Source organism: Kitasatospora sp. NPDC088134 (genome assembly GCF_044741705.1).
Lineage (GTDB): Bacteria > Actinomycetota > Actinomycetes > Streptomycetales > Streptomycetaceae > Kitasatospora.
The window spans coordinates 118,782-131,052 of the sequence record NZ_JBIUTD010000018.1; the positions used below are offsets into that span (position 1 = coordinate 118,782).

General features: G+C 75.1%; 7 protein-coding genes. 4 read left to right on the forward strand and 3 right to left on the reverse strand.

The genetic code is table 11. The annotated features are described in order from the left end of the window. Positions 1-3 precede the first annotated feature (3 nt). Complete coding sequence (locus tag ACIOHG_RS25580) at positions 4-1,827, reverse strand: PP2C family protein-serine/threonine phosphatase (RefSeq protein WP_400953934.1); 1,824 nt, start codon at positions 1,825-1,827, stop codon at positions 4-6. Between the two features lie 218 nt (positions 1,828-2,045). Here ACIOHG_RS25580 and ACIOHG_RS25585 point away from each other — a divergent pair, with 218 nt between their 5' ends. Beyond that, positions 2,046-4,352, forward strand: a complete 2,307-nt coding sequence (locus tag ACIOHG_RS25585) for an ATP-binding protein (protein WP_400953935.1) — start codon at positions 2,046-2,048, stop codon at positions 4,350-4,352. 7 nt (positions 4,353-4,359) lie between these two features. Here the strand turns inward: ACIOHG_RS25585 and ACIOHG_RS25590 are convergent, their stop codons facing one another. Next, on the reverse strand, positions 4,360-5,259 hold the full coding sequence (locus ACIOHG_RS25590; RefSeq protein WP_400953936.1) for a sucrase ferredoxin: 900 nt from the start codon (positions 5,257-5,259) through the stop codon (positions 4,360-4,362). 63 nt (positions 5,260-5,322) lie between these two features. Next, positions 5,323-7,770: a DNA topoisomerase (ATP-hydrolyzing) subunit A gene (locus tag ACIOHG_RS25595; protein ID WP_400953937.1), complete on the reverse strand. Its 2,448-nt coding sequence runs from the start codon at positions 7,768-7,770 to the stop codon at positions 5,323-5,325. A 238-nt stretch (positions 7,771-8,008) separates the two neighbouring features. Here ACIOHG_RS25595 and ACIOHG_RS25600 point away from each other — a divergent pair, with 238 nt between their 5' ends. From ACIOHG_RS25600 to ACIOHG_RS25610, 3 genes are all read left to right on the forward strand, one after another. Beyond that, the gene (locus tag ACIOHG_RS25600; protein ID WP_400953938.1) at positions 8,009-9,337 is read left to right on the forward strand and encodes a M16 family metallopeptidase; all 1,329 of its coding nucleotides are present in this window, start codon (positions 8,009-8,011) and stop codon (positions 9,335-9,337) included. Between the two features lie 17 nt (positions 9,338-9,354). Continuing rightward, complete coding sequence (locus ACIOHG_RS25605; protein ID WP_400953966.1) at positions 9,355-10,722, forward strand: M16 family metallopeptidase; 1,368 nt, start codon at positions 9,355-9,357, stop codon at positions 10,720-10,722. Between the two features lie 323 nt (positions 10,723-11,045). Further along, a complete protein-coding gene (locus ACIOHG_RS25610; RefSeq protein WP_400953939.1) occupies positions 11,046-12,239 on the forward strand; it encodes an RtcB family protein in 1,194 nt (397 codons plus the stop codon). Positions 12,240-12,271: the final 32 nt, after the last annotated feature.

A 12,271-nucleotide genomic window follows, 5' to 3' on the forward strand; every position in this document is an offset into this window, starting at 1 on the left:
GTTCTATTCGGAGCCGAACGCCACCCGGACTGCCAGCACCGCCATGTCGTCCGCCGTCCCCCGCCCGAAGCCGATCGCGGCCCGGGCCAGCCCCGCGGCCAGCTCGTCCGGTGGTCGTCCCGTCAACTCCCTGAGCGCGCCGGACAGTTCCTCCTCGAAGAAGGAGCCGTCCGGGCTCCGGGACTCGGTGATCCCGTCGGTGAACAGCACCGCGGTGTCGCCGGGCCGCAACAGGTCGGCCTGCTCGGCCAGTGCGTAGTCGTCCACGACACCGAGCAGCAGGCCGCCCGTGCCGCCCAGCGGCGCCACCGTCCCGTCGGCGCGCAGCACCAGGGCCTGCGGATGGCCGGCGTTGGCGACCCGCACGGCGAAGCAGCCGTCCGCGGCCGGGGTCAGCGACAGGACCACGCCGGTGACGAACTTCTGCGAGGCCGCCGTCCGCAGCGCCCGGTTGAGCCGGGTCAGTGCGGGCGCCGGCGCCGTGTCGTCCTCCAGCAGGGTGCGCAGGGTGTGCCGGGCCAGGCCGGTCAGGGCGGCGGCCTCCGCGCCGCGCCCGCACACGTCGCCGACCACCAGGGAGAGCGAACGGCTGCCGGGGACGGCGTCGTAGAAGTCGCCGCCGACCTCCAGGGCGGCGTCGCCGACCTCGTACGCGGCGCCCAGCCGCAGCCCCGGAATGGTCGGCAGGACGGACGGCAGCAGGTGCCGCTGCAGCGAGACCACGTTCTGCCGGCGCTCCTCGTACAGCGTCGCGTTGTCGATCGCCAGGGCGGCCCGCAGCGCCAGGTCTGCCAGGAACACCGGTGGCGGGACCTGCCCGGCCTCGCGCCCGTAGACGAAGGTCACGGTGCCCAGCAGCCGGCCGCGGGCCCGCAGCGGGTTCACGGTGACCGTCCGGGCGGGCACGGCCGCACCGGGGCCGAACGGCGTGCCGGCCAGCCGCTCGCCGGTCAGCACGGTGCCCTCGCGCCGCGCGGACAGGCCGGGCAGCACCCCGCGCACCCAGTCCGGGTCCTCGGCCGCGGCGGTGAACCGGGCCCGGGCCCCCGCCGCCAGGTGCGCCGAGGCGACCAGGGCGAGCCCGTCCGGCCGCCGCAGGTGGACCAGGCAGCCCTCGGCGACCGCGGGCACCGTCATCCGGGCCACCCGCTGCAGGGTCTCCTCGACGTCCAGCGAGGCGTCCATCTGCAGCGAGGCCTCGGCCAGCAGCGCGTCCCTGGCCTGCACCCGGGCGCTCTCCCGCTCCTGCACGATCCGGTCGTTGCAGGCCGTGACCACCTCGCAGACCTGGACGACGCGCCGGCCCAGCTCCGCCGGTGCCGGGGCGTCCGCGGACAGTCCGACCGACAGCACCGCCCAGTCGCCGTCCTCCAGGGCCATCGGGCACTCCACCACCCGGACGGCGCCGGCCGCCCGCCAGGCCGGGTGCTCGGGCCGGGCCCGGCCGTGCTCCGAGTCCACCGCGAACTCCCGCAGCGCGCCCGGCTCCGGGGCCGGCCGACCCGTCCAGGCGTCGCCCGGGGGCGCCAGCACCCGTTCCGGGCGCAGCCCGGCCCCGCTGCTGGAACGCAGGTACAGCGGGAGGCCGGCGGCGCTGTACCGGGCGCCGACCACCACCACGGCCGCCGGGTGCCCCAGCAGCAGGTCGTACAGCTCCGCGGAGAGCGCCGTCACGTCGGCCGAGGTCTGGGCCGTGCGCCAGATCCGGTGCAGGCCCTCCGCCCAGCCGCCGACCGCCGGCCCGCCGGGGCGGCCGCCCCGCGACCCGGGGGAGCGGGGCGGTGCGTCCGCGCGCTGCGCCCGGACCCGTCGCTCCACACCCTCCACTGCCGTTTCCCTTCGTCGAGGACCGCGCGCACCACCGACCGGGACCGCTGCGGGCCCGGTGCCCCACCACACGCGCGCCGATCGGCGGAAGGACCTTGTCCGCAACGATAGTGGCCCCGCGACCCGGCCGGGCGGGCCGCGGGGTGAGGCGCCCGACACGCCCTAGGGTGGCGGTGACCGCGGCCGTCCGGGCCGGGCACGAGCGAGGGAGCCGGGGCATGGCGCAGGACGGGTGGCTGTCCGCACGGGCGCGGGAGGCGGAGGCGGCCGTCGGCGGGTTCGACCTGGAGGAGTGCGTCCGGGAACCGATCCACCTGCTCGGCGGCGTCCAGTCCTTCGGGGTCCTGCTCGCGGTCGACCCGCAGGACGGCACCGTGCACACCGTCTCGGACAACGCCGCCGACCACCTCGGCCGCCCCGCCGCCGAACTGGTCGGCCGCCCGGCCCGGGAGATCGTCGGCGACGCGGTGCTGGCCGAGGCCGCCGCCGCCGGGGAGGCGGCCCGGCTGCTCACCGAACGCTGCCGCCCCGCGGGGGCGCCGCACCCGTTCGACGTCGGCGCGCACCGCCGGGACGGGCTGCTGGTGCTGGAACTCGAACCCTGCCCCGCGGACCGTCCCGAGGCCGGCCCCGGCTTCGCCCGTCGGGTCCAGCAGGCGCTGCTGCGCATCCAGCGCTGCACCACCGTGGCGGAGTGCTGCGCCGCCGCCGTGCGCGAGGTCCGCGGCCTGACCGGCTACTCCCGGGTGGTCGCCTACCGCTTCGAGGACGCCGAGGGCCCCGGCGAGGTGGTCGCCGAGGACCGGGCCGAGCACCTGGAGCCCTGGCTCGGCCTGTGGTTCCCGGCCAGCGACATCCCGCCGCAGGCCCGCCGGCTGTACCGGACCAACTGGATCCGGGTGATCGGCGACGTCGACGACCGCACCGCCGGGCTGTACTCCGCCCGCCGCCCGGCCGCGGACCCGCCGCTCGACCTCTCGGCGGCCGCGCTGCGCACCGTCTCCTCGTACCACCTGGAGTACCTGCGCAACATCGGGGTCCGCTCCTCGATGTCGGTGTCGGTGCTCTCCGACGAGGCGCTGTGGGGACTGATCGCCTGCCACGGCGAGGAGCCGCGCTGGCTGTCGCCCGATGTCCGGGCGGCCTGCGAGCTGTTCGGCAGCGCGCTGTCGGTCCAGCTCGCCGCGGTCGCCGACCGCGAGCGCTCGGAGGCGCTGCGGCAGGTCCGGGCCGTCCTGGACGCCCTGCCCGCCGGGGCGCCCGGCGAGTCCGCGTCCGCGCTGCACGCCCACGCCGGGGCGCTGGCCGCGCTGGTGGACGCCGACGGCCTGGTGGTCGACCAGGCGGGCCGGACCGGCGTCGAGGGGGCGGGCCCGGGCCCGGCGGCCCTGCGGCGGCTGCGCGCGATCGCCGCGGAGCTGCCGCCGACCGGTGTGTGGTGCACCGACCGGCTGTCCGAACTGCTCCCCGGGCCCGAGGGGCTCGACGGCTCGTCCGACGTCCCGTCCGACGGCGCGGAGGAGCCGGCGGGCGTGCTGCTGCTCCCGCTCGGCGAGGGATTCCTGGCCTGGTGCCGTGGGGCGCGCGCGACCACCCGGACCTGGGCCGCGGACCCGGCGCTCCCCGTCCGGCTCGGCCCGCACGGCGAGCGGCTGACGCCGCGCGGCTCCACCGAGGTGTTCCGGGCGGCGGTGCGCGGCCGCAGCCTGCCGTGGACCGCCACCGACCTGGAGGCCGCCCACGAAGCGGCCCGGGCGATCGGGGGCCTGCTGGCCCGGCAGGCGGCCTGGACCGGAGCCTTCAACGAGCGGCTCCAGCGCAGCAACACCGACCTCGACGCCTTCGCGCACGCCGCCGCCCACGACCTGAAGGAGCCGCTGCGCGGGATCTCGAACGCGGCCGGCTTCGTCATCGAGGACGTCGGCGACCACCTCGACGCCACCAGCCGCCGCCACCTGGACACCGTGCGCCGGCTGGCCGTCCGGATGGACGACCTGCTCGACTCGCTGCTGCGTTACTCCCAGGTCAGCGAGATCGGCCTGGACCGGCGGCCGGTGCCGCTCGACGAGGCGCTGGACCGGGCCCTGGAGGTGGCCGGACCCAGGCTGGGCGAGCAGCGGGTCACGGTGCTGCGCGGCTCGCTGCCGACCGTCCGCGCCGACCCGGACCGGCTGCAGGAGGTGCTGGTCAACCTGCTGGTGAACGCCGCCAAGTACGCCCGGGCCGAGGGCCCGCGCACCGTCGAGGTCGGCGTGGAGCGCCGCCCGCTGCCGGACGGCGGCCCACCCGTCGAGGCGGTGGTGGTGCGCGACAACGGCATCGGCGTGCCGCCGGCGCAGCGGGAGCTGGTGTTCGGCCTGTTCCGCCGGCTGCACCGGCCGACCGAGCACGGCGGCGGGTCCGGCGCCGGGCTGGCCATCGTCCGCCGGATCGTCGAGCGGCACGGTGGCACGGTCTGGCTCGACGACGCGCCGGGCGGCGGCATCGCCGTCTGCTTCACCCTCCCTGCGGAGGAAGGGGATTGACGGTGCGTCAGAGCGCGCGCAGCTCCAGCACGTCCATCCGGGACGGGGTGCCCGGCGCCTTGCCGCAGCTCTCCGGGCGGGGCGGCTCGCTGGGCGACTCGGCGACGACGGCCCGCCAGCGGCGGCCGTCGGCATGCCGGACCTCGACCGACCAGCGCTCGCCGTCCCGCTCCTGGCGCATCGTCAGGGCGTCGGCGGCGCTCTCGCCGGTCAGCTCGCGGACCGCCTGCTCGGCGGCCTGCGACGGGCGCGGCCAGTAGGAGCGGCCGCGCGAGTGCGCGGGGACGGTGTGGCCGGCCGCCGTCGCGGCCAGCACCTCCTTGGCGGACTCCGCGGTCAGCCGGCCGTAGGCGTAGCCGTGCGGCAGCACCAGCACGGTCGGGGAGAAGCGGTGCCCGCCGAGGTGGGTGACCTCCCAGACCTCGCTGTGGCCGGCCGCGGCGAGCTCCGCCGCCAGCGGGCGGCCGAGCAGCGCGCAGCAGCGGTCCCGGCGGCCGTTGGTGCACACCAGGGCGATCGGGCCGCCGACGTGCGGGGTGCCGAAGGAGCCGTGGTCGCCCGCGCCGAGCGCGGCGAAGTCGAGGGGGAGCAGGTCGGCGGGGGAGTCGAGGTGCGCCCGGCGGACCCACGGGTCGGCGGGGGAGGTGTGCGCGACCAGCACCTCGTGCCGGGCTGCGGTGTCGGTGTCCGCGTGCCGCCCGGGCCGGCGGATCAGCGCGATCCGGACACCGGTGCCCTCGGCGGCCTCCTCCAGCGCCGCCCCCAGCTCCGGGTCGAGGTGGCTCCCGGTGAGCGCCTGCGCCCCCCACGGCCCGGGCTGCTCCAGCAGCAGCCAGGTGCTGGCGGTGGCCGCGGTGGCGGACAGCGGCTCGGTCAGTTCGCTCGACAGCGCGGTACAGGTGCTCACCGGGCCCAGCCTAGTGGGCGCCCCCGGGGAGGGGCGCCCACCGGTCGGCGGGGTGACGGGGCGTCACATCCGGCTGCCGACCGCGGCGATCGGGGACGGGACCGGGGTGCCGGAGCCGTCCCGGCGCGGGTCGCGCTCCGGGAGGGCGACGGGCTGGCCGGCCGCGGTCGCGCCGAGGGCGGGCAGCGGGCCGGCCCAGGCGAAGGCGAGGCCGTCCTCGCCGCGCAGGAAGCGCTGGCAGCGGACGCCGCCGGTGGCCCGGCCCTTGCGCGGGTACTGGTCGAACGGGGTGAGCTTCCAGCTGGTCTGCTCCTCGCCGGCCAGCGTGCCGGAGGCGGCGGCCACGGTCAGCACCACCGCGTCCTCGGCCGGGTCGACGGCGGAGAAGGACAGCACCCGCGCACCGTCGGCCAGCTTGATGCCGGCCATGCCGCCGGCCGGGCGGCCCTGCGGCCGGACCTGGCCCGCCGGGTAGCGCAGCAGCTGGGCGTCCGAGGTGAGGAAGACCAGGTCCTCCTCGCCGGTGCGCAGCTCGACCGCGCCGATCACGGTGTCGCCGTCCTTGAGTGCGATCACCTCGAACTCGTCCTTGTTGGCGGGCCATTCGGGCACCACCCGCTTGACCACGCCCTGCACGGTGCCGAGCGCCAGGCCGGGCGAGGACTCGTCCAGCGTGGTCAGCGCGAGCACCCGCTCGTCCGCCTCCAGCCGGAGGAACTCGGAGACCGCCGCGCCGCCGGACAGCGTCGCGGTGCCCGGGGGCAGTGCGGGCAGGTCGATCACCGGCAGGCGCAGCACCCGGCCGGCCGAGGTGACCACGCCGATGTCGCCGCGCGCGGTGGCGGGGACGGCGGAGCGCAGCACGTCGTGCTTGGCGCGGGCCGGCTCGCCGGTGGCGGGCTCCAGGTCGAAGGTGCGGGCCAGCAGGCCGGTCGAGGAGAGCAGCACCCGGCACGGGTCGTCGGCGACCTCCAGCGGTACCGCCAGCGCGGCGGCCGGGGCGGCCCCGGCCTCCAGCAGCACGGTGCGCCGCTCGGTGCCGAACTGCTTGGAGACGGCGGCGAGTTCGGCGGAGACCACGGAGCGCAGCCTGGTGTCGGACTCCAGGATCTCGGTCAGCTCGGCGATCTCCTTGAGCAGCTTCTCCTGCTCGGTCTCCAGCTCGACCCGGTCGAACCGGGTGAGCCGGCGCAGCGGGGTGTCCAGGATGTACGCCGTCTGCGTCTCGGAGATGCCGAACCGCTCCATCAGCCGGTCCTTGGCCTGGCCGGCGTCCTCGCTGCTGCGGATGAGCGCGATCACCTCGTCGATGTCGACCAGCGCGATCAGCAGGCCCTCGACCAGATGCAGCCGGTCCTGGCGCTTGCGGCGGCGGAAGTCGCTGCGCCGCTTGACCACCGTGAACCGGTGGTCGACGTAGACCTCCAGCAACTCCTTCAGGCCCAGCGTCAGCGGCTGGCCGTCCACCAGCGCCACGTTGTTGATGCCGAAGGTCTCCTCCATCGGCGTCAGCTTGTAGAGCTGCTCCAGCAGCGCCTCGGGGACGAAGCCGTTCTTCACCTCGATGACCAGGCGCAGGCCGTGCGCCCGGTCGGTGAGGTCCTTGACGTCCGCGATGCCCTGCAGCTTCTTCGCGTTGACCAGGTCCTTGATCTTGCCGATCACCTTCTCCGGGCCCACCGTGTACGGCAGTTCGGTGACCACGATGCCCTTGCGGCGGGGCGTCACGTCCTCGATCGAGGTGGTGGCCCGGATCTTGAAGGTGCCGCGGCCGGACGCGTAGGCGTCCCGGATGCCGCTCAGGCCGACGATCCGGCCGCCGGTGGGCAGGTCCGGGCCGGGGACGAACCGCATCAGGGTGTCGAGGTCCGCCGTCGGGTGCTTGATCAGGTGCCGGGCGGCCGCGACCACCTCGGTCAGGTTGTGCGGCGGCATGTTGGTGGCCATGCCGACCGCGATCCCGGTGGCGCCGTTGACCAGCAGGTTCGGGAACGCCGAGGGGAGCACCTGCGGCTCCTGCTCGGAGCCGTCGTAGTTCGGGCCGAAGTCGACGGTGTCCTCGTGGATCGACTCCACCATCGACATCGAGGCGGCGGTCAGCCGGGACTCGGTGTACCGCATCGCGGCCGGCGGGTCGTCGTTGCCGAGCGAGCCGAAGTTGCCGTGGCCGTCGATCAGCGGCAGCCGCATCGAGAACGGCTGGGCCAGCCGCACCACCGCGTCGTAGATCGAGGCGTCGCCGTGCGGGTGCAGCCGACCCATCACCTCGCCGACCAGGCGGGCGCACTTGACGTGGCCGCGCTCCGGGCGCAGCCCCATCTCGTTGGCCTGGTAGAGGATGCGGCGGTGCACCGGCTTCAGGCCGTCGCGGGCGTCCGGCAGGGCCCGGGAGTAGATCACCGAGTAGGCGTACTCCAGGAACGAGCCCTGCATCTCGTCCACGACATCGACGTCGAGGATGCGCTCCTCGAAGTCACCGGGCGGCGGGGTGGGCGAACTGCGGCGGGCCATCGCTGCGGGGCTCCCTTGCGGTACATGACGGGACATGGGTGTGGGCGGACGCGGGCGTGAACGCCCCCCATTGTGGACCCTCGGTGGGACACGCCCCGTCACCCGGGCCGCTTCCGCCGCTGGCGAACGCGTCCCCGACCGGGACACCTGACGGCGCCGCCCGGCGTTGCACCACAATGGGGGACGTCACACGCCCCCGGCCCGGACATTCCGGAACCGACGACGGGAAGGACCCCGCATGGCCAACCCCGCGCCCGCAAGCGGCCTCGCCATCACCGAACACCGCCTGGCCAACGGCCTGCGGGTGGTGCTCTCCGAGGACCACCTCACCCCGGTCACCGCGGTGTGCCTCTGGTACGACGTCGGCTCCCGGCACGAGGTCGAGGGGCGCACCGGACTCGCCCACCTCTTCGAGCACCTGATGTTCCAGGGCTCGGCGAGCGTCTCCAACAACGGGCACTTCGAACTGGTCCAGGGCGCCGGCGGCTCGCTCAACGGCACCACCAGCTTCGAGCGCACCAACTACTTCGAGACCATGCCCGCGCACCAACTGGAGCTCGCGCTCTGGCTGGAGGCCGACCGGATGGGCTCGCTGCTGGCCGCCCTGGACGACACCTCCATGGAGAACCAGCGCGACGTGGTGAAGAACGAGCGCCGCCAGCGCTACGACAACATGCCCTACGGCACCGCGTTCGAGAAGCTCACCGCGCTGTCCTTCCCCGAGGGCCACCCCTACCACCACACCCCGATCGGCTCGATGGCCGACCTGGACGCCGCCACGCTGGAGGACGCCCGGGCGTTCTTCCGCACCTACTACGCGCCCAACAACGCGGTGCTGTCGATCGTCGGCGACCTCGACCCGGAGCAGACCATCGCCTGGGTGGAGAAGTACTTCGGCTCGATCCCCGGCCACGACGGCAAGCAGCCGCCGCGCGACGGCAGCCTGCCCGAGACGCTCGGCGCCGAGGTGCGCGAGCTGGTCCGCGAGGACGTCCCGTCCCGCGCCCTGATGGCCGCCTACCGGCTCCCGCACGACGGCACCCGCGAGGCCGACGCCGCCGACCTGGCGCTCACCATCCTCGGCAGCGGCGAGTCCTCCCGCCTCTACAACCGGCTGGTCCGCCGCGACCGCACCGCCGTCTCGGCCGGCTTCGGCCTGCTCCGGCTGGCCGGCGCGCCCTCGCTCGGCTGGCTGGACGTCAAGGCCGGCGGCGACGCCGCCCTGGAGCGGATCGAGGCCGCCGTCGACGAGGAGCTCGCCCGGTTCGCCGCCGAGGGCCCCACCGCCGAGGAGCTGGAGCGCGCCCAGGCCCAGATCGAGCGCGAGTGGCTGGACCGGCTCACCACGGTGGCCGGCCGGGCCGACGAACTCTGCCGCTTCGCCGTGCTGTTCGGCGACCCGAAGCTGGTCAACAGCGCCCTGCCGAAGGTCCTCGACGTCACCGCCGAGGAGGTCCGGGCGGTCGCCGCCGCCCGGCTGCGCCCCGACAACCGGGCCGTCCTGGTGTACGAACCGACCGGTGACGACGACAGCAACGACAGCGACGACGAGGAGGCGGCGGCGTGAGCGACCACACCCCCGTGATGGAGTTCCACCCGCAGCCGCAGCCCGGCACCCCCACCCCGTGGGCGTTCCCGGCGCCCGAGCGCCTCACCCTGGCCAACGGCCTGACGGTGCTGCACTGCCACCGCCCCGGCCAGCAGCTGGTCGCCGTCGACGTGGTGCTGGACGCGCCGCTGGCCGCCGAGCCGGAGGGCCTGGACGGCGTCGCCTCGATCCTGGCCCGGGCGCTGTCCGAGGGCACCGACACGCTCAGCGCCGAGCAGTTCGCCGGCGAGCTGGAGCGGGCCGGCGCCACCCTGGACGCGCACGCCGACCACCCGGCGATCCGGGTCTCGCTGGAGGTCCCGGCCTCCCGCCTGGAGCGCGGCCTGACCCTGCTCGGCGACGCGCTGCGCGCCCCCGCGCTGCCCGCGGACGAGATCGAGCGGCTGGTCGCCAACCGCCTCGACGAGATCGTCCACGAGCAGGCCAACCCGGCCCGCCGGGCCGCGAAGGCGCTCTACGCCGCGCTGTTCGCCCCCGAGGACCGGCTGTCCCGGCCGCGCCCGGGCTCCACCGACACCGTCAAGCGGATCGACCGGGACGCGGTCAAGGCGTTCTACGACGCCCACCTGCGCCCGTCCACCGCCACCGCGGTCGTGGTCGGCGACCTCACCGGCACCGACCTGGCCGCGCTGCTGGAGTCCACCCTGGGCCGGTGGACCGCCGAGTCCGCCGAGCCCTCGGTGCACGGCCCGGTGGCCGGCGACGACACCGGCCGGGTGATCATCGTGGACCGGCCCGGCTCGGTGCAGACCCAGCTGCTGATCGGCCGGATCGGCCCGGACCGGCACGACCCGGCGTGGGCCGCGCAGGTGCTCGGCACCTACTGCCTCGGCGGCACCCTCACCTCCCGGCTGGACCGCGTGCTGCGCGAGGAGAAGGGCTACACCTACGGCGTCCGGGCGTTCGCCCAGCCGCTGCGCTCCGCCGCCGACGGCTCCGGCCGCGGCCTGCTGGCGATCAGCGGCTCGGTGGACACCGCGTCCACCGCGCCCGCGCTGCAGGACACCTGGACCATCCTGCGCACGCTGGCCGCCGAGGGCCTGACCGACGCCGAGCGCGAGGAGGCCGTGCAGTTCCTGGTCGGCGTCGCGCCGCTCAAGTTCGAGACGGCCGGCTCGGTCGCCGCCACCCTGGCCGACCAGGTCGAGCAGTACCTGCCCGACACCTACCAGGCCGACTTCTACCGGCGGCTGGCCGAGCTGGACACCGCGGCCGCCACCCGCGCGGTGGTCGCCGCCTTCCCGCCGGACCGCCTGGTCACCGTGCTGGTCGGCGACGCCTCGGTGATCGCCGAGCCGGTCAAGGAACTCGGCATCGGGGACGTCACGGTCATCGCCAATTGACCTTCCCCGCAGGGGGCCTGACGGAGCGTCGACTCCGCCGGGCCCCCTGTTCCGTTAATCCGTTGCGCGCTGTCGGTGGCGCGTGGGTAGATGTCCCCCGACAGCGCGAGCGGCGCGCGGTCGCCACGCACGCGGAAGGAGGCGGTCACCATGCGGGTCGAGCCACGACGACGCTCCCCGAGACTGCCCCTGCGCCGTGCCTCCGCAGCCTGAGCTGTCCCGCACGGCCGTTTCGCGCCGTCCCCCTCCATGCTTCCCCGCCGCCGCACCGGGCCCTTTCGTGCGGCATCCTCGAAACCACCGACCCAGGAGGTCGAACACCCATGTCGTACACCGAGGTTCCCGGCGTCCGCGTCCCGATCCGGATGTGGACCGACCCGGCCACCGTCGAGGGCCAGGCGATGGAGCAGCTGCGCAACATCAGCACGCTGCCCTGGCTGCACGGCCTCGCCGTGATGCCGGACGTCCACCTGGGCAAGGGCGCCACGGTCGGCTCCGTGATCGCCATGAAGGGCGCGGTCTGCCCGGCCGCGGTCGGCGTCGACATCGGCTGCGGCATGACGGCGGTCAAGTCCTCGCTGACCGCGAAGGACCTGCCGGACGACCTGTCGCACCTGCGCCACCGGATCGAGCAGGCCATCCCGGTCGGCCGCGGCCTGCACACCGACCCGGTCGAGCCGGGCAAGCTGCACGGCCTGTCCACCGCCGGCTGGGACGACTTCTGGCGGCGCTTCGACGACATCGCGCCGGACGTCCGCTGGCGGCGCGAGCGGGCCGCCCAGCAGATGGCGACGCTCGGCGGCGGCAACCACTTCATCGAGCTCTGCCTGGACGACGACGGCGCGGTCTGGCTGATGCTGCACTCGGGTTCGCGCAACATCGGCAAGGAGCTCGCCGAGCACCACATGTCGATCGCCCAGTCGCTGCCGCACAACCAGGGCCTGATCGACCGCGACCTCGCGGTCTTCATCGCCGACACCCCGCAGATGGCGGCCTACCGCTCCGACCTGTTCTGGGCGCAGGAGTACGCCAAGCACAACCGGGCGCTGATGATGGCCCTGTTCCAGGACGCGGTCCGCCGCGAACTGCCCAAGGCCAAGGCGGTGTTCGGCGAGCTGATCTCCTGCCACCACAACTACGTGGCCGAGGAGCGCTACGACGGCGTCGACCTGCTCGTCACCCGCAAGGGCGCGATCCGGGCCGGCTCCGGCGAGTACGGCATCATCCCGGGCTCGATGGGCACCGGCTCGTACATCGTGAAGGGCCTCGGGAACGCCGCCTCGTTCAACTCGGCCTCGCACGGCGCCGGCCGGAAGATGAGCCGGAACGCCGCCAAGAAGCGCTTCACCACGCAGGACCTGGTGGCGCAGACCGCGGGCGTGGAGTGCCGCAAGGACTCCGGCGTGGTCGACGAGATCCCGGGCGCGTACAAGCCGATCGAGAAGGTCATCGCCCAGCAGCGGGACTTGGTCGAGGTGGTCGCGCACCTCAAGCAGGTGATCTGCGTCAAGGGCTGACGGGCCGTCGGGAACGGCTCGGGGACGGGTCG

Excerpts from the sequence above, each read along its gene's own strand:
- ACIOHG_RS25585 (WP_400953935.1), top strand. The coding sequence starts at position 2,046 with ATGGCGCAGGACGGGTGGCTGTCCGCACGGGCGCGGGAGGCGGAGGCG.
- ACIOHG_RS25595 (WP_400953937.1), bottom strand. The coding sequence starts at position 7,770 with ATGGCCCGCCGCAGTTCGCCCACCCCGCCGCCCGGTGACTTCGAGGAG.
- ACIOHG_RS25600 (WP_400953938.1), top strand. The coding sequence starts at position 8,009 with ATGGCCAACCCCGCGCCCGCAAGCGGCCTCGCCATCACCGAACACCGC.
- ACIOHG_RS25605 (WP_400953966.1), top strand. The coding sequence starts at position 9,355 with ATGGAGTTCCACCCGCAGCCGCAGCCCGGCACCCCCACCCCGTGGGCG.
- ACIOHG_RS25610 (WP_400953939.1), top strand. The coding sequence starts at position 11,046 with ATGTCGTACACCGAGGTTCCCGGCGTCCGCGTCCCGATCCGGATGTGG.